The following is a 23,396-nucleotide window of genomic DNA, read 5'->3' on the forward strand; positions in this document are numbered from 1 at the left end:
TTTACGTCCACAGATTGCCGCGCTTGCACGGCGCACGGACGAAAAAAAGGCAGCGCTGCGCGCTGCCTTTGTCATTTTTAGATCAGATTTCTCGTAGTATCCGCTGGAACAGATGATTCAAATCCTGCATCCCGGCGGGTTTTTCTTCTTTTTCCACGCTGAAATTCTCCAGCCTGGCCAATTCCGATTCGATAAATGCATTGAGCTTATCGATGCGTGGGGCTAATTCTTTTTCCAGCGCGAGCTTTTTACGCTCGAGCAGCCTGTGAATTTCTTCCAGCAAGCCCTCTTCCTTGGGTAACAGGTGCAGCAGGGCCGCAAATTCGATGGGCGGCGCGGTGCGATAGGTTTCTATCCAGCGCGTGGCCAGCAAGGGGCGCAATACATAAAAATACTTCTTCAAAGGCACCATCTCCGCCATCAGATGGCCGCGGTAATTGGTCTTGGCCATGCTGCGGTAATGGTAAATACCCTTTTCCAGCGTATAGATGGAATTGAGCAAGGCCTGGATGCCAGTCTTGAAATGGCCATTTTCGATATATTGTATCGGCGACTGTATCCATTCAATCACGGCGGGATTGGAGCGCCAGAATAGCTGGAGCGCCTTGCGCACATCCCAGCCATTGAGGTCGATATCGTCGACGATGGGATATTCGATCACGTCGCGCTTGTCTTCCAGGTCGACGCTCAAGTACCAGTCTTCAGGCCGGGCATAGATGAACCGCACGTCGAAGTCGCTATTGGGCGAGGCAAAGCCCCAGGCGCGGCTACCGGACTCAATGGCCAGCAGTATCCGTACGCCTTCCTTTTCTTCCACGGCCGCCAGGCGGCGCATGATTTCTACTCGTATTTCTTCAGGAATCATTGTCATTATGTATTAGTTGCTTACAGACACTGTATCCCAATCAAGGGCAAAGCGGGCCAGGTATTTCTTGAGCCGGTCCGCATCGTTCGGTCTGGCTTTTGCCGCGCGCGAGACGGCATACAGCGTGCGGCCCGCGTCGGACAGGCTGTTCGACTGCCGGCACACCTTGATGACCGCCTGCAGCTGCAGCGCATCGAACAGATCCAGCCGGGCGGCGGCCGCTTCTCCCATGATCTGCGCCAGTGCCACTTCGTCTCCATCAGGCCGCACGCCATGATGCTGCCACAGGCGGCGCAGGCGTGCCGTTTCCTCATCCACGACCTGGTCCGTGATGCGCCCCGCTTCCGACAGGGTGGCCAGACGCGTGACGGCGGCGGACAAATCGCGGAAATTGCCGTGCCAGGCAGCCGATGGCGCGGCGGCAAAGCGCATGAAGCGCTCGCGCGCCTCCTTGTTGAAGCGCACGCGCTCGCCCGTCTCCGCGCCGTACTGCGCCAGCAGGTAGTCGAGGTTCGGCTCGATGTCTTCCGGCCGCTGCGCCAGGCCCGGCAATGCATAGGTCCACAGATTGATGCGCGCATACAGGTCTTCGCGGAAGCGGCCGGCCGCTACCTCTTTGCCCAGGTCGCGGTTGGTGCCGGCGATCAGCTGGAAGTCGCTTTGCACCTCCGCGTCGGCGCCGACGGGGAAGAAGCGTTTCTCTTCGATGGCTTTCAAGAGCATCGCCTGTTCATCGAGTCCCAGTTCGCCGATTTCATCGAGAAACAGCAATCCCTTGTGCGCGCTGCGCAGCAAGCCTGGCCGGTCCGCACCGGCGCCCGTAAATGCCCCCTTGATATGGCCGAACAGGGTGGACGCGGCGCCGTCGCCATGCAGGGTGGCGCAATTGAGGTCGATGAACTTGCCGTCGATCTGGTGGCGCGACCGTTTCAGCTCATAGATGCGGCGCGCGAGAAAGGACTTGCCGGCGCCGGTCGGCCCCGTCAGCAGCATGGGCGCTTTTGACTTGATGGCGACGCGCTCGATTTCCCCGATCATGGCGTTGAATTTCGCATTGCGCGTGGCGATGCCGGACTTCAGGAACGCTACGGCTTCGGCCTGCTCGCGCGTAAAGCGCTGGGCGATCTGGTCGTAACGCGACAGATCGAGGTCGATCAGCGCGTAACTGCCGGGATTGCCAATGGCCTGGCGTTTCGGCGGCGACGTCTGCACGAGGCGGCCAGGAAAATAGCGCGCTTCCGTCATCAGGAACATGCAGATTTGCGCCACGTGGCTGCCGGTGGTGATGTGGATCCAGTAATCCTCCTGGTCCGGGTCGAAGGGATAGCTGTTGGCGAAATCATAGAGGGCGCCATACACGTTTTCAAAATCCCAGGCATCGCTGATCGGCAGGTCATGCGCGAGCAGCTGCGTTTCCGGCGAGACGCTGGCGATATCCTGCGACACCTGGCGTACCAGGCTGGCAAATTGCTCGCCGGCGTACAGCAGTTCGAAACGGTCGATGATCCTGTCTTCATGCTGGGTCAACGCGACGCTGGGCCGCCACTTTTCCCAGCGGGCCGCGCCCCTGCCGTTGTCGAGCTGTGTGCCGAGAAAACCGATGACGACGGTGCGTTTTGCTTGCATAGATTGGATAGGAGTTTATCTGAAAAGATAATTGTATCTGAATATCCGATGTTGCCCATTTTCGCCTGAAAGCGCACGTTGAAAATATTGATGAATAAAATCAATTACTTACAAGCACTGCTGGGAAATTGCGGAAAGCTGGCACAGCGCTTGCAATAGAAGGGATAACACCGAGATAAACGCATAGAGTAGAAGAGGAAAAAAATGGCCAACGCCCAGTTATTCCACAGCGCGAAACAGAGCGCAACCTTGCCGGCGGCGCTGGCGCACAATGCCGAAGGCGCGCCAGCGTATGCGCTGACGCCACGCCATCAATTGGCACAATACGCGGCCACGGGCTGCCTGAACACGACGTTTTATGCGAGCGCCGACGCGCAGCTGGCAAAGGTGATCGAGCTGTGCCAGGCCGTCGAGCCAGCCTTCATTGCGCAAACGGCCGTGTACTGCCGCGAACGGGGCTATATGAAGGATATGCCGGCCTTGCTGGTGGCCGTGCTGGCGGGGCAGGGCGCCGTGGAATTCGCGCCGGCTTTTCAACGCGTCATCAACAATGGCAAGATGCTGCGCAATTTCGTGCAAATCGTGCGTTCGGGCGTCATCGGCCGCAAATCGCTGGGATCGCGTCCGAAAAAGCTCGTGCAGGCATGGCTGAACGGCGCGTCGGAACAGGCCTTGCTGGCCGCCGCCGTGGGCAATAGCCCATCGCTGGCCGACGTGGTCAAGATGGTGCACCCGAAACCCGGCGATGCCTGGCGGGCCGCGTTTTTCGCCTGGCTGATCGGCAAGCCCTACGATGCCGCCGCACTGCCGCCGACGCTGGCAGCGTTCGAAGCTTACAAGCTTGATCCAGCGCAAGCGATTCCGGCAGTGCCGTTTCAGATGCTGACGGCGCTGCCCTTGAACGCACAGGCGTGGGCGCAGATCGCCCGCCAGGGCGGCTGGCAGATGGTGCGCATGAACTTGAACACCTTCGCCCGCCATGGCGTGTACGACATCGCCGGCATGCCGGAACTGATCGCCGCCAGGCTGTGCGATCCCGCGGCGATCGCCAGCTCGCGCGTGTTTCCGTACCAGCTGATGTCGGCGTACCTGGCCGCCGGCGACAAGGTACCGCGCATCGTGCACGCGGCGCTGGAGCAGGCGCTGGAAATATCGCTGGCGAACGTGCCGCGGATCGCCGGCAAGGTGGTGGTGTGTCCCGACGTTTCCGGCTCGATGGCGTCACCCGTCAGCGGTTTTCGCGGCAGCGCCACCTCGAACGTGCGCTGCATCGACGTGGCGGCGCTGGTGGCGGCGGCCATGCTGCGCAAGAATCCGGACGCGATGGTGCTGCCGTTCGAGCACAGCGTGGTGCAGTGCGCGCTCGGCGCGGATGATAGCGTGATGGAGAACGCGGCCAGGCTGGCGGCCATCGGCGGTGGCGGCACCAATTGCAGCGCGCCCCTGCTGCGCATGAACGGCAGGAAGGAGCTGGCCGACCTGGTGATCTATGTGTCCGATAACGAATCGTGGATCGACGCGAAGCGCAGCGGCGCCACGGCGACCATGGGACAGTGGAATGTCTTCAAGCAGCGCAATCCGCAGGCAAAGCTGGTCTGCATCGATATTGCGCCGCACGCCACCACGCAGGCGATGGAGCGCGGGGATATTTTGAATATCGGCGGTTTTTCCGATGATGTATTCAGGATCATCGCCGCCTTTGCCGCCGGCCAGCTGGACCCAGCCCACTGGGTGGGGGAAATCGCCGCCATCGATATCGCGGCGCGAGGTTGTTGAAGCAAAGCGCATGAATGCGGACAAGGCTACATAAAGATGTCCTGTCCCGGCTGGTCATGCGCCGCAGTGCCCCGAATGCCGACAGGATTACATCGATCAGCCGCGTCAAACCGGCCTGCCAGGTGCAGTCAGCCTGGCAGAAATCCTGTCTCCCTGGTCGGGTTGTCGTACTGATGAATGCCGGTGGAACTACATTTAGAGCCGATGCGTCGGCAATGTTTCACCAATCCTTGTCATCACCCCCTATACAATAGAAGAAGAGCATAGCGATGAAAAACGAAGAATACGAAGTCCTGCATACCGAAGGCAGCCGTCCCGTGAAAATGTGGACGCGTGGCGTGCCTGTCGAAGAAGCGGCAAAAAAACAATTGCGCAACACGGCGACCCTGCCGTTCATCTACAAGCATATCGCCGTCATGCCCGACGTTCACCTGGGTAAAGGATCGACCATCGGCAGCGTGATCCCCACCCTGGGCGCCGTGATTCCGGCAGCCGTGGGCGTCGATATCGGCTGCGGCATGATGGCGGCCAAGACCACGCTGACGGCCAGCGATTTGCCCGATAACCTGGGGCCGCTGCGCAGCGCCATCGAGCGCGCCATTCCGCACGGGATGTCGCCGAAGACGCGGGGCCACCGGGGCCGCGACGAGGGTTCCTGGCATACGCCGCCCTCGGTGGTCGACGCCGCGTGGCTGCAGCTGAAGGATGAATTCGACGCCATCTGCCTGAAAACGCCCAAGCTGAAGAACACGAATAACTATCGTCACCTGGGAACCCTGGGCAGCGGTAACCACTTCGTCGAAGTGTGCCTCGACGAGCAGGGCAGCGTATGGTTCATGCTGCATTCGGGTTCACGCGGCGTGGGCAATGCCATCGGCACGCATTTCATCGAACTGGCCAAGCAGGACATGCGCACCCACTTCATCAACCTGCCCGACCAGGACCTGGCCTATCTGGCTGAAGGCACGCAGCATTACGACGATTACGTGGAAGCCGTGGGCTGGGCCCAGCGTTTCGCGCGCAACAACCGCGAAGTGATGATGCAAAACCTGATCGCCGCCGTGCGCACGGTCATCCATAAGCCGTTCCAGACGCACGTGGAGGCCGTCAACTGCCACCATAACTATGTGCAGAAGGAGCACCACTTCGGCAAGGACGTGCTGGTCACGCGCAAGGGCGCTGTCTCGGCCCGCGCCGGAGAATTGGGCATCATTCCCGGCTCCATGGGCGCGAAGAGTTTTATCGTGCGCGGCAAGGGCAATGCGGACAGTTTTCATAGCTGCAGCCACGGCGCGGGCCGCACGATGAGCCGCACGGAAGCGAAGCGGCGCTTCAGCCTGGACGACCAGATCCGCGCCACCGAGGGCGTGGAATGCCGCAAGGATGCAAACGTGATCGATGAAATTCCGATGGCTTACAAGGATATCGATGCGGTGATGCTGGCGCAGCGCGAACTGGTCGACGTCGTGCATATCCTGAAGCAGGTCGTTTGCGTCAAAGGTTAATAGAAAGAAAGTACAGATGATAGAAATTGATGGAGCGCAAGGTGAAGGCGGCGGACAGATTTTGCGCTCGGCGCTGAGCCTGTCCATGATCACGGGCCAGTCATTCCGGCTGACGAATATCCGCGCGGGGCGGGAAAAGCCCGGCTTGCTGCGCCAGCATCTGCTGGCCGTGCAGGCGGCGGCCGCCATTTGCGGGGCGCGCACGACGCCAGTGGCGCTGCGCGCATCGAGCCTGGAGTTCGCGCCTGGCCCCATACGCGGCGGCGATTACCGCTTCGCCATCGGCAGCGCCGGCAGTTGCACCCTGGTGCTGCAAACCCTGCTGCCGGCCTTGCTGCATGCGGATGGCCCGTCCACCGTGCGCATCAGCGGCGGCACGCACAATGCCATGGCGCCGCCCGTGCATTTTTTGCAGCGCGCGTATGGCCGCATCCTGGAACAGATGGGCGCCGACGTCGATATCGCGCAGCAGCGCTACGGCTTTCATCCCGCGGGCGGCGGCGAAGTGATTGCCACGGTGCAACCATGCCAGCGCTTGCTGCCCATCGCATTGTTGCAGCGCGGCGAGCGGAAGGCCGGGTATGCGGAAAGCGTGGTGGCGGGCGTGCATGTGAACGTGGCGCAGCGCGAGCTCGAGCGCGTCGCCCAGGGCATGGGCTGGAGCGGCAAGCAGCTGCGCATCGTCGGCCTGCCGGCGGAGCAGGGGCCGGGCAACGTCTTGCTGCTGACATTGGAGCATGAATATGTCACGGAAGTATTTACCTCGTTCGGCGAAAAGTCCCTGCTGGCCGAATCCGTGGCCAAGCGCCTGCTGAACGAGGTGCGCGCCTATCTCAAGACGGACGCGGCCGTGGGCGAGCACCTGGCCGACCAGCTCCTGCTGCCCATGGCGCTGGCCGGCGGCGGCGCCTTCAGCTGCAGCAAGGTGTCGCAGCATGCGTTGACGAATGCGGACGTGATTTCCCGCTTCTTGCCCGTGCGTATTACTTTCGAGCAGCAGGAGCGGGGCAGTATCTGCACGGTGGCCGCCGCCTGACGTACGCGGTGACACAAATACCTGTTGCAGCTGTTCCAAATTGATACATGGGCGGCCGGATCAGGGGTACGCATGCATGGCATGGCATTTGCTCTTCTTTGGATATTCACTACCAAGGAGACCAGCATGACCTATTCCATCCGCACCCTGCTCGGCGTAGCCGCCGCCGGCGCTGTTGCCCTCACTTCCCTGCTGACCTTGCCGCAAGCCTATGCGCACGGCAATGTCACGCCGCAAGGCGTCGACACCACGGGTTTACCCAAGGTGGGCGACAAATGGCTCGAGCAAAACCCATATCGGGGCAACAAACTGGCCCTGACGGTGGGCACCTCGGCCTACAATCAGAACTGCGCCCGCTGCCACGGCATCGAAGCCATCTCGGGCGGCATCGCGCCGGACTTGCGCCAGCTCGATCGCGACTGTTTCGGTATCAAGAATGAGACAAAGAAACAGGCTTGCTACAAGGAAACGGACAATTATTTCCTGGCGACCATACGTCACGGTAAAGTACGCAATGGCGCCGTGTACATGCCGCCGTTCGAGGGCGTGTTCAACCAGGAAGCCATGTGGGCCATCAAGACCTACCTGGAAACCCGCCGCGAGTCTAATTAGGCCGAACTGATCACGAAGGAGTCCCATGCGTTCATTTCAACTCCGGGGCACGCGCGCGATGCTCTCGCTCGCCTGCCTGGCGCTGTGCGCGGCCGCGCCGGCGCGCGCCGACTGGCAGAAAGTGCAGCAGTCGGGCAGCCTGAAAGTGGCTGTGTATAACGAGTTCGCCCCGTTTTCCGACAAGGGTACGGGCATCGATATCGACATTGCCGAAGCGCTGGCGAAAAAGCTGGGCTTGAAACTGAGCTTGCTGCCCTTTCCCGCCGGCGAAAACCTCAACGACGACTTGCGCAATATGGTGTGGAAGGGACATTACCTCGGCTATGGTCCCGCCGACGTGATGCTGCACGTGCCGGTCGACAAGAAATTGATGGCGGACAACGACAAGGTCGAGATCTTCGCCCCATACTATGTGGAAACCGTGCGCCTGGCCCGCAGCGTGCAAGCCGTGCCGCAATTCGACGGGGTCGCCAGCCTCGCCGGCAAGCGCATCGGCGTCGAAAAAGTGTCGATCGCCGCCATGCTGATGCTGGGCGAGGACAATGGCAAGTACCGCGACGACGTGCGCATCTTCGACACGGCGACCGAAGCCTTGCAGCAATTGCAGGCGGGCAAGCTCGACGCCGTACTGGCGAACCGCTCGGAAATCGAGTCGGTGCTGAAAAGCGACCCCGCCTTCCCCCTGAGCGAAGTGGCGTTCGCCCGCTTGCCGCGTGCCGGCTGGGCCGTGGGCCTGGCCGTCAGCCGCCAGCAGCTCGACGTGGGCAAGCTGCTGCAGGCGGCCATGAACGAGATGGCGGCCAGCGGTGAATTGAAAGCCATCTTTGAGAAGCATGGCGTGAAGGAAGCGCGGCCCTGAAGTAGCCTGCTTTCGTTTAAAAGCCCGCACATCGGAAGAGGCGCGGGCTTTTTCATGAGAACGCCTGAAAAAAGTTCAAGGCAAGGCGCATTGCCGCAGGCAGTACGAATAGTACGGCCAGGCAATGCAACGCCGCCATGGACTTTTTCTCAGATCATGAGAACGCCTGAAAAATGTTCAAGGCAAGGCGCATTGCCGCAGGCAGTACGAATAGTACGGCCAGGCAATGCAACGCCGCCATGGACTTTTTCTCAGATCATGAGAACGCCTGAAAAATGTTCAAGGCAAGGCGCATTGCCGCAGGCAGTACGAATAGTACGGCCAGGCAATGCAACGCCGCCATGGACTTTTTCTCAGATCATGAGAACGCCTGAAAAATGTTCAGGGCAAGGCGCATTGCCGCAGGCAGTACGAATAGTACGGCCAGGCAATGCAACGCCGCCATGGACTTTTTCTCAGATCATGAGAACGCCTGAAAAATGTTCAGGGCAAGGCGCATTGCCGCAGGCAGTACGAATAGTACGGCCAGGCAATGCAACGCCGCCATGGACTTTTTCTCAGGTGTTCTTAAAAGGCGTATTGGGCGCTGACGCCTAGCAGCCAGTTACGGCCCGGCGCCGCTTCATAGTAGCGCTTGTTGCTGTCGCCGACGATGACGGAACCCACGTAAGTCTTGTCGAAAAGATTGTTCAGACGGGCAAATTCCTTGAAGCGCCAATGGCCTGCGTTTTGTTTGGCGTTGAAGCGGGCATTGAACACCGTGTAGCCGGGCGCCGGTTTTTCGATGTTGCTATCTTCCGCGTAGACCTGGTTGCTGGCCACGCTTTCCACTGCCGCGCCGAAACGGTCGAGCGTGTCTTTCCACGCCAGCTCCGCGAACAGATTGGCGCTGGGCACGCCCGGCAAGCGGCTGCCTTCGCGTACGCTGCCAAAGGCCTGGTCATACACGGCATGCAGGCTGGTCAGCGCCACTTTCGCCGTGAAACCGTAAGGCAGGGTCGAGTCCAGCGATACCTCCATGCCCTGGCGCAAGGTCTTGCTGGCATTGCGGTAGCTGGTGCGCCCGCCGCTCGATTGATCGACCACCAGTTCGTCGCTGGTCTTGATCTGGAACAAGGCGGCGTTTACATGCGTGTTGTTGTTGAGCTTGGCCTTGATGCCCGCTTCCAGGTTGGTGCTGGTGGCCGGTTTCAGCTGGTAATTGAAACCGCCGCCCGTGCCCGAGTAAAACAGTTCGTTCAAGGTGGGCGCCTCGAAGCCGCGCGCGGCGCTGGCGTACACGTTGACGCTGGGCGTCAGCTTGTACAGCAAGCCCAGCACGGGTGTCGTGTGGCTGTATTCCAGGCTGCCGCTGTCGTCGCCATTGCCGAGGAAGTGATCATTGACCGCCACTTTCATCTTGCTGTAGCGCAAACCTGCGCTCAGCAGCCATGGCCCGCTCTGCCATTCCGTCTGGATATACGGATCGAGACTGGACACCACGTCCTGCTCGCCGCGGCGCAGCTTGCCCTTCACGCCAAATGTGTTGCCGATAAAGTTTTCATAGCCGGTGCGGTCATCGCTGGAGCGGCCGTAATCGATGCCGATGGTGGTGCTCAGCTTGCCGCCAGCCAATTGATTCACGTGCAGCCAGTTGGTGTCGATGCCGTAGAACTCCCGCTGGAAGTCGACCACGCCGCCCGAATGCTTGGGCGGCGCCTGGAATGCCTTATTAAATGCCTGGTACTGGATCACGTCGCGGTTGCCGCCATACACCGTCACATGCAGGCGGTCATCGCCGAATGATTGCTCGTAGGTGGCGCCGATCTGCTGGTGATCGATGCTTTTGCGCGTGTTGTAGCGTTCGGCCAGGGTGCGCTTCGGGTTTTGCGTGTCGCTCGCATCGATTTCGCCGGCGCGCGGGTCGCGCGCAAACGTGGGCCAGGTGACGCCCAGCGGATCTTGCGTGTTGCCCTGATGCAGGCTGTTGGCGACGATGGTCAGCTTGCTGTCCTTCGTCGGCTTGATGGTGATCTTGCCGAACGCCTGTTCGCGTGTGGCGGCGCTGTGGTCGCGGAAACCATCCGTACGGAAGCGCGAACCGTCGAGCACGTAGCCGATGCCGCCTGCTTGCCCTTGTGCCGTCAAGTCCGCCTTGCTGGTGCCGAAGCTGCCGCCCGTCACGTTCAGTTCGACGGACGGGGGATTTTGCCCATCCTTGGAAAACAGCTGGATCACGCCGCCAGAATGGTTGCCATAGATGGCAGAAAACGGTCCGCGCAGCACTTCGATGCGCTCGGCCGTATCGAGGTTGAAGGTGGCGGCCTGGCCTTGCCCGTCGGGCATGCTGGCGGGAATGCCATCGCTGATCAGCTTGACGCCGCGCACGCCGAAGGCCGAGCGTGCGCCGAAGCCGCGCGACGAGATTTGCAAGTCCTGCGCGTAGTTCTGGCGGTTCTGCACGACCAGGCCCGGCACGGCGGCCAGCGCTTCCGACGCATTGACGCGGATCTGCCCGTCCTGGATGCGGGCGCTGTCGACCACGTCGATCGAGGCCGGCACCTCCTGGCTGGGGTGGGCGATGCGGCTGCCGCTGATCACGACCGTATCCATGAGTTGCCCGCCGGCCAGGTCAGCGGGCTCGGCAGCAAAGACGTGGGGGGCGAGGGTGGCGCTGCCGGCAACAAACAGGCTGGCGATGGTGTTCAGGCGGAAACGATGCTGCATGCGGTTCTCCAATGTGAATAAAGCCTGCTTGATCGCGTGCGCGGCGCAGGTCTGCATAGTCTTCTCAAGCAATATGCCTGCCATGTCTCCATTGGTGATGGGAAATTATACGCGCGCCAGTGGCACGGGGTTTGCATGCAGGAATCACCAGAGGCGCTGCCAGCCAGCGCTTTTTCCCTGTTTTGCCATTGAAAAGGTGATTATGCCCAAGTTATTCCGACGTTTGCGCCAGGCTTGCGTATTGCTGCCGGCGCTGGCATGTGCGTATGCCCATGCCGAACCGTTTGCCTATGTGCCCAATGAAAAGTCGGGCACCCTGAGCGTGATCGACACGGCCACCGACCAGGTGGTGCGCCAGATCGCGGCTGGCAAGCGCCCGCGCGGCATCGCCGCCGATCCCACCGGGCGGCAATTGTTTGTCACGGATGCAGCCAGCAGTGCCTTGCTGCTGATCGACAACGCTGCCGGTGCGCCCGTACGCAGCGTAGCGCTGGGCAAGTCGCCCGAAGGCGTCAGCGCCTCGCACGACGGCAATTACGTGGCCGTGGCTGTCGAGGAAAACAATAGCGTGGCCTTGCTCGATGGCCATACGGGCGTCGTGCTCGCCGATATCAAGGTGCAGGGGCGCAACCCGGAACACGCCGTCTTCAGCCCCGATGGGCGCTGGCTGCTGGTCAGCGCGGAAGAGGCCGAGCAAGTCGACGTCATTGATGTGGCGCAACGCCGCCAGGTGGCTTCCATCGCCGTGGGACTGCGTCCGCGCGGCATCGGCTTCAGCCCCGATTCCGGCCGCGCCTACGTGGCGTGCGAGTTGGTCAACGCCGTGTATGTGATCGACATGACGCTGCGCAAGGCCATCGTCACCATTCCTGCAGGCAAGAATGCGAATGGCATCGTGGTCCATCCTGGTGGCAAGCACGTATATGTCTCGAATGGCATCGACGGCACGGTGATGGTGATCGATACGGCCAGCAACGAGGTGACGGCCACCATTCCAGTCGGCAAGCGCCCGTGGAACATGGCCATCACGCCCGACGGCGCCAAGCTGTACGTGGCCAACGGGCGCTCGAACAGCGTCTCCGTCATCGACACGGCCAGCGCGCGCAAGGTGGCCGATGTTGCCGTGGGCGAATTGCCATGGGGCGTGGTGATCCGCTAGGCAAGCCGGAACAGGTGTTCCAGTCTGGTACACCTGTTCCATTGTGCAGCGGCGCAGCAGGGCTGGTTCGGCTTGGGAACAGGACGCCGCCGCCCTGTTCAATACGCCAACAAAGCGCCGCCTGCCGTCCGGCCCGGGCGCATGGGTGAAAAGCGCGCCGCTATTGACGCCATGCCCTTGCAACAGCAGTAAAACCCGCTAAGTTTGTAGTGGGATGGCGAGCTGGCACGGCATTTGCGGAAGACTCCGTGTACTCACCCCATCTGTACCAGGACGTTTGATTTTAATTAAGTACTTTTATTCTAATTCACCCGATAGAGGACGACATGAATCTCGCAGACATCAGCAAACTGGGCGTAGCCAATCCCTTCAAACAACGCTATGACAACTACATCGGCGGCAAATTCGTTGCCCCCGTAAAAGGTGAATATTTTCCCAACATTACGCCGATCACGGGCTTGCCGTTTTGCGAAATCGCCCGCTCCACGACGGAAGACGTCGAGCTGGCGCTGGACGCCGCCCATGCCGCCAAGGATGCCTGGGGCAAGACTTCGCCTGCCGAGCGCGCCAATATCCTGAACCGCATCGCCGACCGCATCGAACAGAACCTGAGCCTGATCGCCACGGCGGAAACCATCGACAACGGCAAGCCGATCCGCGAAACGATGAATGCCGACATTCCGCTGGCCATCGACCATTTCCGCTACTTTGCCGGCTGCATCCGCGCGCAGGAAGGTTCCGTCGCGCAAATCGACGCGGAAACCTATGCCTATCACTATCACGAGCCGCTGGGCGTCGTGGGCCAGATCATTCCCTGGAATTTCCCGATCCTGATGGCCGTGTGGAAGCTGGCGCCAGCCCTGGCCGCCGGCAATTGCGTCGTCCTGAAACCGGCCGAGCAAACGCCCGCCTCGATCATGGTGTTGATCGAGCTGATCGGCGACCTGCTGCCGCCTGGCGTGCTGAACATCATCAACGGTTTCGGCCTGGAAGCGGGCAAGCCGCTGGCCTCGAGCAAGCGCATCGCCAAGATCGCCTTCACGGGTGAAACGGGCACGGGCCGTTTGATCATGGGCTATGCCGCGCAAAACCTGATTCCCGTCACCCTGGAGCTGGGCGGCAAGTCGCCGAACATCTTCTTTGCAGACGTGATGGATGCGGACGACGAGTATTTCGACAAATGCCTGGAAGGCTTTGCCATGTTTGCGCTGAATCAAGGCGAGGTGTGCACTTGCCCATCGCGCGTGCTGATCCAGGAATCGATCTACGAGAAATTCATCGAACGGGCCCTGAAGCGCGTGGCCGCCATCAAGCAGGGCAATCCGCTCGACTCGTCCACCATGATAGGCGCGCAGGCATCACAGGAGCAGCTGGAAAAAATCCTGTCCTATCTCGACATCGGCCGCCAGGAAGGCGCCGAAGTGCTGGCCGGCGGCGAGCGCAATACGCAGGCGGGCGACCTGGAAGGCGGCTACTACGTGCGTCCGACCGTGTTCAAGGGCAACAACAAGATGCGCATCTTCCAGGAAGAGATCTTCGGGCCCGTCGTCTCCGTGACCACCTTCAAGGACGAGGCCGACGCGCTGGCGATTGCCAACGACACCCTGTACGGCCTGGGCGCCGGCCTGTGGACGCGTGACGGCTCGCGCGCCTTCCGCATGGGCCGCGCCATCCAGGCGGGCCGCGTGTGGACCAATTGCTACCACCTGTATCCGGCCCACGCCGCGTTCGGCGGCTACAAGCAATCGGGTATCGGCCGCGAAAATCACAAGATGATGCTCGACCACTATCAGCAAACGAAGAACCTGTTGGTGAGCTATAGCCCGAAAGCCCTGGGCTTCTTCTAAACCGGCAACAGGCGCCGCCCCCTGTTCCTCGGGTGCGGCGCACAGAAAGGGATGCCATGAGTGCAGCAATTGCCAGGGTGGTCGCCACCGATGCGGCGCTGGAAATGATGGACAAGTTGCGCCTGCGTCACGGCCCGCTGATGTTTTTCCAGTCAGGCGGTTGCTGCGACGGCAGCGCGCCCATGTGCTATGCGCTGGGCGAGTTCGATGTCAGCGATACCGACATTTATCTCGGCAATTTGAATGGCACACCGTTCTACATGGGACTCGAGCAATTCGAGTACTGGGAGCATACCCAGTTGATTATCGATGTGGTCGATGGCAATGGCGGCATGTTTTCACTCGACAACGGCACGGGCAAGCGCTTCTTGACGCGTTCGCGCCTGTTTACCGATGAAGAGTGCGCCTTGCTGCATGCGCAGCCGCACGACCATGGCAGCACTTGATACATACACATACTAATAACAGAGGGAGATGATTGTGCAGAAAAAAATCATGGGGATCGTCGTCGGTCTGAGTGTCGTTTCGCTGGTCCAGGCGGCCGACGTGGGCAATGTCACCAGTGCCATGCTCGACAGCACGGCCAGGAATCCGGCCAGCGTGCTGTCGTTCGGCATGGGCACGCAGGGCCAGCGCTATTCGCCGTTGACGCAGATCAATGACAAGACCGTGGCCAAGCTGGTGCCGGCCTGGTCGTTCTCGTTTGGCGGCGAAAAACAGCGGGGCCAGGAATCGCAGCCCTTGATTCACAACGGCAAGATGTTCGTCACGGCATCGTATTCGCGCATCTTCGCCATCGACCTGAAAACGGGCGCCAAGCTGTGGAAATATGAGCACCGTTTGCCGGACGGCATCATGCCCTGCTGCGACGTGGTCAACCGCGGCGCGGCCCTGTACGGTAACCTGGTGATCTTCGGCACGCTGGACGCCTATCTCGTGGCGCTGGACCAGAACACGGGCAAGATCGTCTGGAAAGAGAAAGTCGACGATTATGCGGCCGGCTATTCGATGACGGCCGCGCCGCTGATCGCCGAAGGCTTGCTGCTGACGGGCGTGTCGGGCGGTGAGTTCGGCATTGTCGGCCGGGTCGAGGCGCGCAATCCGATGACGGGCGACCTCGTGTGGAGCCGTCCGACCGTGGAAGGCCATATGGGCCACCGCTACGACAAGGATGGCAAGGCCAGCGATAACGGCGTGTCCGGCACGGTAAACAAGACCTGGCCGGGCGACCTGTGGAAAACGGGCGGCGCTTCGACGTGGATGGGCGGCACCTATGATCCGCAGACCAAGCTCGCGTATTTTGGCACCGGCAACCCGGCGCCATGGAACAGCCATCTGCGTCCCGGCGACAATCTGTACTCGTCGTCCACGGTGGCGCTGGACGTGAAGACGGGGCAGATCAAGTGGGCATACCAGAACACGCCGAACGATGCCTGGGATTTCGACGGCGCCAACGAATTCGTCACCTTCGACATGGATGGCAAGCGCTACGGCGGCAAGGCCGACCGCAACGGTTTCTTCTACGTCATCGACGCCAACACGGGCAAGCTGCAGAATGCCTTTCCGTTCGTCAAGAAAATCACCTGGGCCAGCAGCATCGACCTGAAGACGGGCCGGCCGAACTTCATTCCCGCCGGCCGCCCTGGCGACCCGACCAAGGGAGAGGAGGGCAAGAAGGGCACGACCGTGTTTGCCGCACCGGCTTTCCTCGGCGCCAAAAACCAGATGCCGATGGCCTATTCGCCGCAAACCAAGCTGTTCTATGTGCCCGCGAACGAATGGGGCATGGACATCTGGAACGAGCCCATCAGCTACAAGAAGGGCGGCGCCTTCCTCGGAGCCGGTTTCACCATCAAACCCCTGTTTGACGATTACATCGGTGCCATGCGCGCCGTCGATCCGAAGACGGGCAAGATCGTCTGGGAAATCAAGAACAACGCGCCGCTGTGGGGCGGCGTGATGAGCACGGCAGGCAATCTGGTGTTCTACGGCACGCCGGAAGGCTTCCTGAAAGCCGTCGATGCGAAGACGGGCAAGGAACTGTGGAAATTCCAGACGGGCTCCGGCGTCGTGGCGCCACCCGTCACCTGGCAGGATGGCGACACGCAATACGTGGCCGTCGTTTCCGGCTGGGGCGGCGCCGTGCCGCTGTGGGGCGGCGAAGTGGCGAAGAAGGTCAACTTCCTGGAACAGGGTGGTTCCGTGTGGGTCTTCAAGCTGGCATCGAAGTAAGGGGGGAGGCGCCCGGGCCACTCGGATGGGTGTCTCCCTGTCTGCCGGGCGCTTTCTTTTTGCTGACGGCCTTGGCCGTCAGTTTTTTGTTTACCTGTATCTTTGTTGCACATACTTTTGGTCAAAAAATGAACACCGTGCGGGGCAATTGATCCGCTGCTGCACATGTTAACGACGCTTTTTCTCTTTCTCCCTGTGAGTCGTGTTGGGCACGCTTATTGCCAAAGCTTGAGGTACATCAATCACTGATGTGCACACTAAAAACAGAGAAGAAAGAGGAGAAGCAATGAACACATTGATCAAGCTGGGGAGCCTGGGTGTCATGACGATTGCAGCGGTAGGGCAGGCGCAAGCCGTCGATATCAAGGCCGGCGACTGGACCGTGTCGGTGGGCGGCATCGTCAATGCCTATTACACGCAAGTGTCGTGTTCGGGCGACGCGGTGGGCGGGCTGGCGCTGGGCGGCCAGGCGCTCGGTTGCGGCGGAGAGAAGGACCGCACCACCATCGGCAACGGCTTGCTGCCGAATGGCTTGATCACCTCGGCAAGCTCGCGCCTGGGCGAGTACGACGTGAAAGCCTTGATCGGCATCTACAACTCGACGGCCACGGACAGCGCCATCAGCCAGAACAGCGTAGTCGACGTGCGTCAGGCTTTCTTTACGTTTGGCAATGCGGAAATGGGCACCTTCAAGCTGGGCCGCGACTACGGCATCTTCGGCGCAAATGCGATCCTGTCCGACATGACCTTGTTGGGCTCGGGCGCGCCCGTGCAGGCCACGCAGCGGGGCCGCGTCACGCTGGGCCATATCGGTGCCGGCTATACCTATCTGGGCAACTATGGCCAGATCATGTACAGCTCGCCGAAGTCCGGCGGCGTTGGCGTCGACGTGGCGCTGGTCAGCCCCGTGTCGGACACGCCCATCGTGGCAGGTTCGACCTATTCTTCGAAGTCCAGCCCGCAAGTGCAGGCGCAGCTGACGTATGCGCAGGAAGGCTTGAAAGCCTGGCTGGGCGTGAAGTCGCAAAAATTCACCTCGAAAACGCCTGGCGTCGATGACCTGACCATGCGCGGCGTGGAAGTGGGCGGCTCCTACCAGATGGGCCCGGCCGGCGTATTGGTCAACTTCCAGGGCGGCAAGGGACTCGGCATCTTGTCCGATGCAGACCAGGGCGATACCAAGTCGAAGAACTGGCTGCTGCAAGGCACGTATAAAACGACGGACAAGCTGAAGCTGGGCTTGTCCTATGGCATCAGCAAGAACGATGACAACACGGCCGGCACGGGCGGCCTGAAGTCGAACGCCAACCTGACCCTCGGTGCGTATTACTCGCTCAACAGCGCGATCACCCTCGTGGGTGAACTGGGCCAGACGCGCTCGAAGGGCTTTGCGGGCGGCGAAGCGAAGATGAATGGCGTGTCCCTGGGCGGCATTATTTTCTTCTAACCAATGAATGCGGCGCCGGAAGCTGCGGCGCCGCATGGAGCGTAGTGCATGCGGATACTGCGGTTGTTCATCGGATGCTGGCTATTCCTGTTTATCCTGGGGCAGGCGTGGGCCGGCGTGCTCACCCGGGCCGAGCTGGCGCGGCGCTTTCCCGCGCCCCTCGTCGTCGGTGAGAAGGACGCCGACCTGCCCGTCTGGCCCCTGTTCAAGCAAAATGCCACGGCCACGGAACTGGTCGGCTACGTGTTTGAGTCGGTGGACCTGGCGCCGATTCCCGGCTTTTCCGGCGTTCCCGTCAATTTATTGATCGCCATCAATCCTCTTGGCAGTTTCCTGGACGTGGCCGTGCTGTCGCAGCATGAACCCGTGTTTCTCGATGGCTTGGGCGAGGCGCCGCTGTTCCAGTTCGTCAAACAGTATCAGGGACTCTCGCTCAAGCAGAACATCGCCATCGGTGCGCGCACCAAGCGGGCGGCCGATGCGACCCACGCCGATATCGATGGCGTGTCGAAGGCCACGGCTTCCGTGCGCATCATCAACCAGAGCGTGCTGGCGTCGGCCTTGAAAGTGTCGCGCAAAAAACTCGGGTTTGCGCAAGGCCGCGATCCGGACCAGATCGCCCGCATCCGCATGGAGGTGTTCAAGCAACTTAGCGTGGCGCAGATGCTTGCGCAAGGCTTGCTCCAGCATGTACGCCTGAGCAACAAGGAGGTGGAGACTCTGTTTGCTGGCAGCAATGGCGCCGGACTCGATGCGCAGGCCCAGCGCGAACCGGACGGCGTGTTCATCGACCTGTATCTGGCCTATGTGTCCGTGCCCACGGTGGGACGCAATCTGTTGACGGAGCGCAGCTGGAACAAGCTGCGCAACCGGCTCGACGAGGGCGACCACGCCATCCTCGTCATGTCGCGCGGGCGCTACGGCGTGCTGGGCGACGATTTCGTGCGCGGCACCGTGCCCGAGCGCCTGTTGCTGAAGCAGGACGGCTTGCCCATCGACATGCGCGACCTGGACCTGGAACTGAACCTGTCCGATGCGGGACCGTTGCCGACTGAAAATATCGCCGTCTTTCGCGTCATCAGCCAGGCGGGACTCGATGCGGCCAGTCCGCTGGCGTTCACCATGCCGATCACGCGCAGCAAGGGCATCGTGTATCCGGAGCGCATCGCGCGCAACGTCGATTTCACGTACCGCCTGCCTGCCGATTTTTATAGCGCGCCGCAAGGCGACGATGCCGGCTGGCGCGGCACGTGGAAGGGGCGCAAGGCTGAGCTGTTGATCCTGCTGGCCGGGCTGGCGCTGCTGGCCGGCGCGCTGGCCTGGCAGAAACGCCTGGTGCGCGACGGCCGGCAATTTGCGTGGTTTCGCCGCCTGTTTTTGTTGTTCACCATCGGCTTCATCGGCTATTACGCGCAGGGGCAGTTGTCGATCGTCAATATCACAGGGGTGATCCAGGCGCTGCTGGCGGGGCGCAGCCTGGGCTTCTTCCTGTTCGACCCGATGACGGTGATCCTGTGGGCGTTCGTGCTGCTCAGCCTATTCATATGGGGCCGCGGCACGTTTTGCGGCTGGCTGTGCCCGTTTGGCGCCTTGCAGGAATTCACGGGCAAGCTGGGCCAATGGTTGCGCTTGCCGCAGTGGAAAATCAAGCCGCGCCTGGACGAACGCTTGAAATGGATCAAATATGGCTTGCTGGCGGCCATTCTCGGCAGCAGCATGTTTTCCAGCCAGATCACGGACAAGCTGGTGGAGCTGGAACCGTTCAAGACAGCCATCACCCTGAACTTCGTGCGCGCCTGGCCCTTCGTCGCGTATGCCGTGGGTTTACTACTGCTCAGCAGTATTTCCTATAAATTCTTTTGCCGCTTCCTGTGTCCGTTTGGCGCGGCGCTGGCCCTGCTGGGGCGCTTTCGCCTGTTCAACTGGATTCCCCGCCGCAAGGAATGCGGCACGCCGTGCCAGACCTGCCGCCACCGCTGCGAGCATCATGCCATTGCGCCCAGCGGGAAAGTCGATTACGGCGAGTGTTTTCAATGCATGGATTGCGTGGTGATTTACGCCAGCGATGAAAAATGCGCACCCTTGATGCTGGAAATCAAGCGTGCCCGTACCATCCCGATAGTCCGGGCCATGGCAGAGGAGAGCAGCAATGCAGCGTAGAAGCTTTATTTCGGCGGCGATCGGCAGCGTGGCCGGCATGGCGGCTTTGTCTTTGCCTGGCAGCATGGCGCGCGGCACGGTCACGGCCTCCGGCGTGCGCCCGTATCGCGGCGCAGCGCTGGCGTTTGGCACGACGATCGCCGTCACTGTGTTGCACCACGATCAGCGCCAGGCCGAGCTGGCCATTGAAGACGCCCTGCATGCGGCCGGGAATATCGACCGCCTGATGAGCATTTACAGTCCCGCCAGCCAGGTCTTCCAGCTGAACCGCGATGGTCGCCTGGCCCGGCCGGACGCGCACCTGCTGGCCGTGCTGGCGCAGGCGCAAACCTTGTCGCAATGGAGCGATGGGGCATTTGATATCACCGTGCAACCGTTATGGCGGCTGTTTCGGTCGGCGGCAGACCAGGCGAGCCTGCCTGCGGAAGCATCGCGCCGCGCCGCGCAGGCAAGGGTAGGCTGGCGGCAACTGGCGTGGGATCGCCGTGAAGTGCGTTTTCTGCAGCCCGGCATGGCGCTGACTCTGAATGGCCTGGCGCAGGGCTATGCGGCCGACATGGCGCTGGCGGCCGTGCAGGCGCGCGGCATACGGCACGCGCTGCTCGACACGGGCGAGTTCATTGCACGCGGACAGCGTGCCGTGCGCCGCCCGTGGACCCTGGGCATCCAGGACCCGCGCGACGCGGAAATCCTGGCGGCCACCTTGAAAGTGGAGGGCCGCAGCGTGGCGACGTCCGGCGATTACGAATGCGCGTTCACGCCTGACTTCGCGCATCACCACATCTTCGACCCTGCGAAAGGCGATTCGCCGCGCGAACTGGCCAGCGTGACCGTGCTGGCGCCTACGGGCTTGCTGGCCGATGGCTTGTCGACGACCTTCATGGTGACGGGGGCCGTGCGCGCGCATGCGATGGCTGCGCACATGCAGGGCATCGACCTGATGACCATCGACAAGCAGGGGCGGCGCAAGATGTCGCCCGGCTTTCCCCGTCTACTCTAGGCTATTTCAGATGCGGCACCTTGCGATAGATCGTGTTGCGCGACACGCCCAGAGCCCGGGCCGTGGCCGAGACGTTACCGCCGTGGGCATCGAGCGACTTGAGGATCACGCTTTGCTCCATCTCTTCCAGGTTGGCGCCGGCTGCGATCATGCGGTCCGTGCTGGCGCTGGCGGCAGTCGCTTGCGTCATCTCAATATCGTCGAGGAAATCATCGGGCATGTGGCGCAAACAGATTTCATGCTCGTCGCCAGCCATGACGATGGCCGTGCGCAACAGATTGGTCAGTTGGCGGAAGTTGCCTGGCCACTTATGCTGGTGGAACAGGCGCAGGATGTCGGGCGCCACCGTGTAGCGCGTGTCGGGCGCTTCCGTTGCAAGGATTTTCTTCACCACCGTATCGAGGTCCGTGCGCTCGCGCAGCGGTGGCAGTTTCACCACCAGGCCGTTCAGGCGGTAATACAGGTCTTCGCGGAACAGCCCCTTGGCCATGCGTTCGCGCAAGTTGTGATTCGTGGCGCAAATGAGTTCCACATTCACGGTAATCGATTTGCTGCTGCCCAGCGGCGTGACCATCCGCTCCTGCAGCACGCGCAGCAGCCGCGCCTGCAAGCCGAAGGGCATGTCGCCGATTTCATCGAGGAACAGGGTGCCGCCATTCGCTTGCAAAATCTTTCCTATCGCCCCTTTCTTGCGCGCACCCGTAAACGCCCCGTCTTCATAGCCGAACAGTTCCGATTCGATCAGGTTTTCCGGGATCGAGGCGCAGTTGACGGCAATAAACGGTCCCATGGCCCGTGGCGAATCGTTATGGATGGCTTGCGCCAGCAATTCCTTGCCGGTGCCTGTCTCTCCCATGACGAGGATGGGAATATCGCGCCCCAGGACTTTATTGACCTTTTCGATCACCAGTTCCAGTTGCGGATCGCCCGTGCGCAGGTAGCGCAAGCCGGACAGGCGGCGCGCCGCATTGGCCGCATGGCTGGCCGGCGCGGGAACCTGGGCCGGCACGGCGTTGATATCGCTATGGTCGGTGCTGGCAGTAAAGCCGTGCTGGAAGACGCTATTAGACAGGCGCAACTGCGCGCGCCCATACACGCGTACGCCGCTGTGCATGCACAGGTTCAGCAAACCTGGCGAGGCGGTACGGTAATGGTCGTACAGGGCGGAAACGGGCAAGCCGAACAGGGAGCTGAAAGTATGTGATTGCAATGCGGCAAATGACAGGCCCAGTTGGAACAAGCCATTCTTGTTGGCCGATAAGAACCGCCCGCCCGGGGTGAACGAGGCGATACCTTCCATCAAGGTGCCGATGAATTCGGGCCGGGCGTGGAAGTGCACGGTGATGGCATCTTCGAAGGTGGCGGAAAACAGCTGATTTTCGATCATCAGCGCCGACATGCGCACGAGGGCCATCGTATGCTTGTGGAAACTGCGCTGGTCGCTGGAAACGTCCAGTACGCCGATGACATTGCCCCGGTGGTCGGTGATTGGTGCCGCAGAGCAAGTTAGGAAATGATTGGCAGCAAGGTAATGCTGGTCCGCATGAACCAGAGTCGGTACTTTTTCCGTGATGGCCGTGCCGATGGCATTCGTGCCGCGGCTTTGTTCCGACCATGCCACGCCCGGTTGCAGGGCGACGCGGTTGGCTTTCTCCAGGAAATCATCGTCGCCCAGCGAATGCACGATGACGCCGTTGGCATCCGTGAGTATCACCATATTGTGCGTGTTGACGATTTGCTGGTACAGGGTTTCCATCGCCGGCAGCGCATGTGTGTGCAGCATGCGGTTTTGCTCGATCAGCAAGGACAGGTCGGATTTGCCGGCCGGCGTAAAGTCGGGCGTGGCCGTGGGCGACAGGCCAAAGGCGACGGAGCGCTGATGGGACGTTTCGATGATGACGGGGACGTTGTCCTGTCCTGCCGGCAAAGTGTTCGCATCCGCGATGGACGAAAACGGTGCGCTACGGTAAGTAGCTGACGGTTGATACATGATCTCGTTGCCTCCGTTGGGCCCTGTACTGCGGCGCTCTTTTGAATATCGAGAGTGTTCCATAATGTAGCACCTGTCACAGATGGGAGCAAAGCAAAGCGAGCCGGGCTGTCCCCCCGTGTTGCTGCGAGGCCCAGAGTTGCTACCATCAGGGGCAGTGCATGGGGCTGTATAAGCAAGTGCGGTGCCAGGGCCGTTTCACGGGGCGGGAAAATAGCCCTTGCGGGGCGTGCGGGGCAGGGCTATAATTCGCCCCCTCGCTGAACGACGCATGCAAATGCCGAGTAAAGCAGGGTGAAAAAAGAAGGTTGACGGATTTGGCGAAACGCTTCATACTCTTCCTTCTTCGCAGCTGACAAACACAACGCTTTGTCGATAGCGCGAAAGCAGTACCGAATACAGTTCTTTAACAATTAACAGTCGATAAGTGTGGACATTTGATGTAGTGCAGCGCCGATCTTCGGATTGGCGTCATACTTAAAATATCAAATGTTCACAAGAAATAATGAAATAGGACGCTTCGCAAGAAGTGGCCTGTCAGTTGTTTTTGAGTGAGCAAACACCTCGCAATGCGAG

At 61.0% G+C, this 23,396-nt stretch carries 16 protein-coding genes; 12 read left to right on the forward strand and 4 right to left on the reverse strand.

Translation table 11 applies throughout. The features are described 5' to 3' along the window. Positions 1-82: 82 nt before the first annotated feature. On the reverse strand, positions 83-871 hold the full coding sequence (locus tag AC07VI_RS28950) for a nucleotidyltransferase domain-containing protein (protein ID WP_226936511.1): 789 nt from the start codon (positions 869-871) through the stop codon (positions 83-85). A gap of 6 nt (positions 872-877) precedes the next feature. Next, a complete protein-coding gene (gene rtcR, locus AC07VI_RS28955; RefSeq protein ID WP_099376178.1) occupies positions 878-2,491 on the reverse strand; it encodes an RNA repair transcriptional activator RtcR in 1,614 nt (537 codons plus the stop codon). 204 nt (positions 2,492-2,695) lie between these two features. Here rtcR and AC07VI_RS28960 point away from each other — a divergent pair, with 204 nt between their 5' ends. From AC07VI_RS28960 to AC07VI_RS28980, 5 genes are all read left to right on the forward strand, one after another. Continuing rightward, positions 2,696-4,267, forward strand: coding sequence for a vWA domain-containing protein (locus AC07VI_RS28960; RefSeq protein ID WP_099376177.1), 1,572 nt, complete (start codon positions 2,696-2,698; stop codon positions 4,265-4,267). A 269-nt stretch (positions 4,268-4,536) separates the two neighbouring features. Continuing rightward, positions 4,537-5,772: an RtcB family protein gene (locus AC07VI_RS28965; protein WP_099420952.1), complete on the forward strand. Its 1,236-nt coding sequence runs from the start codon at positions 4,537-4,539 to the stop codon at positions 5,770-5,772. Positions 5,773-5,788: 16 nt separating this feature from the next. Further along, positions 5,789-6,808: an RNA 3'-terminal phosphate cyclase gene (rtcA, locus tag AC07VI_RS28970; RefSeq protein ID WP_492996216.1), complete on the forward strand. Its 1,020-nt coding sequence runs from the start codon at positions 5,789-5,791 to the stop codon at positions 6,806-6,808. A 126-nt stretch (positions 6,809-6,934) separates the two neighbouring features. After that, a complete protein-coding gene (gene pedF / locus AC07VI_RS28975; RefSeq protein ID WP_076573049.1) occupies positions 6,935-7,420 on the forward strand; it encodes a cytochrome c-550 PedF in 486 nt (161 codons plus the stop codon). 25 nt (positions 7,421-7,445) lie between these two features. Continuing rightward, positions 7,446-8,279: a substrate-binding periplasmic protein gene (locus AC07VI_RS28980; protein ID WP_226936513.1), complete on the forward strand. Its 834-nt coding sequence runs from the start codon at positions 7,446-7,448 to the stop codon at positions 8,277-8,279. Positions 8,280-8,846: 567 nt separating this feature from the next. Here AC07VI_RS28980 and AC07VI_RS28985 read toward each other — a convergent pair. After that, the gene (locus tag AC07VI_RS28985; RefSeq protein ID WP_492996214.1) at positions 8,847-10,985 is read right to left on the reverse strand and encodes a TonB-dependent receptor family protein; all 2,139 of its coding nucleotides are present in this window, start codon (positions 10,983-10,985) and stop codon (positions 8,847-8,849) included. A 202-nt stretch (positions 10,986-11,187) separates the two neighbouring features. On the opposite strand from AC07VI_RS28985, the gene AC07VI_RS28990 reads away from it, so the two are divergent. The 7 genes from AC07VI_RS28990 (at position 11,188) to AC07VI_RS29020 (ending at position 20,830) form a co-directional block, all read left to right on the forward strand. Beyond that, positions 11,188-12,144 carry a beta-propeller fold lactonase family protein gene (locus AC07VI_RS28990; RefSeq protein ID WP_492996212.1) on the forward strand — a complete coding sequence of 319 codons (957 nt, stop codon included), beginning with the start codon at positions 11,188-11,190 and terminating at the stop codon, positions 12,142-12,144. A 326-nt stretch (positions 12,145-12,470) separates the two neighbouring features. Next, on the forward strand, positions 12,471-13,991 hold the full coding sequence (adh, locus tag AC07VI_RS28995; protein WP_086148141.1) for an aldehyde dehydrogenase: 1,521 nt from the start codon (positions 12,471-12,473) through the stop codon (positions 13,989-13,991). A 56-nt stretch (positions 13,992-14,047) separates the two neighbouring features. Beyond that, complete coding sequence (locus AC07VI_RS29000) at positions 14,048-14,437, forward strand: DUF779 domain-containing protein (protein WP_086148142.1); 390 nt, start codon at positions 14,048-14,050, stop codon at positions 14,435-14,437. Between the two features lie 49 nt (positions 14,438-14,486). Further along, complete coding sequence (locus AC07VI_RS29005) at positions 14,487-16,223, forward strand: PQQ-dependent methanol/ethanol family dehydrogenase (RefSeq protein WP_086148148.1); 1,737 nt, start codon at positions 14,487-14,489, stop codon at positions 16,221-16,223. 286 nt (positions 16,224-16,509) lie between these two features. Next, positions 16,510-17,670 (forward strand): porin, encoded by a 1,161-nt coding sequence (locus tag AC07VI_RS29010; RefSeq protein WP_086148143.1) that lies wholly within the window; start codon positions 16,510-16,512, stop codon positions 17,668-17,670. A 48-nt stretch (positions 17,671-17,718) separates the two neighbouring features. Next, positions 17,719-19,830: a 4Fe-4S binding protein gene (locus tag AC07VI_RS29015; RefSeq protein ID WP_492996209.1), complete on the forward strand. Its 2,112-nt coding sequence runs from the start codon at positions 17,719-17,721 to the stop codon at positions 19,828-19,830. Next, the gene (locus AC07VI_RS29020; RefSeq protein WP_086148145.1) at positions 19,820-20,830 is read left to right on the forward strand and encodes an FAD:protein FMN transferase; all 1,011 of its coding nucleotides are present in this window, start codon (positions 19,820-19,822) and stop codon (positions 20,828-20,830) included. The genes AC07VI_RS29015 and AC07VI_RS29020 overlap by 11 nt, the downstream gene beginning before the upstream one ends. Before the next feature lies 1 nt (position 20,831). Here the strand turns inward: AC07VI_RS29020 and AC07VI_RS29025 are convergent, their stop codons facing one another. Continuing rightward, positions 20,832-22,820: a sigma-54-dependent Fis family transcriptional regulator gene (locus AC07VI_RS29025; RefSeq protein WP_492996207.1), complete on the reverse strand. Its 1,989-nt coding sequence runs from the start codon at positions 22,818-22,820 to the stop codon at positions 20,832-20,834. Between the last annotated feature and the right edge of the window lie 576 nt (positions 22,821-23,396).

The sequence above is a fragment of the Janthinobacterium sp. GW821-FHT03A03 genome (genome assembly GCF_059421435.1).

Coding starts and splice junctions, on each gene's coding strand:
- AC07VI_RS29015 (WP_492996209.1), top strand. CDS start 17,719: ATGCGGATACTGCGGTTGTTCATCGGATGCTGGCTATTCCTGTTTATC.
- pedF (WP_076573049.1), top strand. CDS start 6,935: ATGACCTATTCCATCCGCACCCTGCTCGGCGTAGCCGCCGCCGGCGCT.
- AC07VI_RS28960 (WP_099376177.1), top strand. CDS start 2,696: ATGGCCAACGCCCAGTTATTCCACAGCGCGAAACAGAGCGCAACCTTG.
- AC07VI_RS28950 (WP_226936511.1), bottom strand. CDS start 871: ATGACAATGATTCCTGAAGAAATACGAGTAGAAATCATGCGCCGCCTG.
- AC07VI_RS28980 (WP_226936513.1), top strand. CDS start 7,446: ATGCGTTCATTTCAACTCCGGGGCACGCGCGCGATGCTCTCGCTCGCC.
- AC07VI_RS28965 (WP_099420952.1), top strand. CDS start 4,537: ATGAAAAACGAAGAATACGAAGTCCTGCATACCGAAGGCAGCCGTCCC.
- AC07VI_RS29005 (WP_086148148.1), top strand. CDS start 14,487: ATGGGGATCGTCGTCGGTCTGAGTGTCGTTTCGCTGGTCCAGGCGGCC.
- AC07VI_RS29020 (WP_086148145.1), top strand. CDS start 19,820: ATGCAGCGTAGAAGCTTTATTTCGGCGGCGATCGGCAGCGTGGCCGGC.
- rtcR (WP_099376178.1), bottom strand. CDS start 2,491: ATGCAAGCAAAACGCACCGTCGTCATCGGTTTTCTCGGCACACAGCTC.
- AC07VI_RS28990 (WP_492996212.1), top strand. CDS start 11,188: ATGCCCAAGTTATTCCGACGTTTGCGCCAGGCTTGCGTATTGCTGCCG.
- rtcA (WP_492996216.1), top strand. CDS start 5,789: ATGATAGAAATTGATGGAGCGCAAGGTGAAGGCGGCGGACAGATTTTG.
- AC07VI_RS29010 (WP_086148143.1), top strand. CDS start 16,510: ATGAACACATTGATCAAGCTGGGGAGCCTGGGTGTCATGACGATTGCA.
- AC07VI_RS29000 (WP_086148142.1), top strand. CDS start 14,048: ATGAGTGCAGCAATTGCCAGGGTGGTCGCCACCGATGCGGCGCTGGAA.
- AC07VI_RS29025 (WP_492996207.1), bottom strand. CDS start 22,820: ATGTATCAACCGTCAGCTACTTACCGTAGCGCACCGTTTTCGTCCATC.
- adh (WP_086148141.1), top strand. CDS start 12,471: ATGAATCTCGCAGACATCAGCAAACTGGGCGTAGCCAATCCCTTCAAA.
- AC07VI_RS28985 (WP_492996214.1), bottom strand. CDS start 10,985: ATGCAGCATCGTTTCCGCCTGAACACCATCGCCAGCCTGTTTGTTGCC.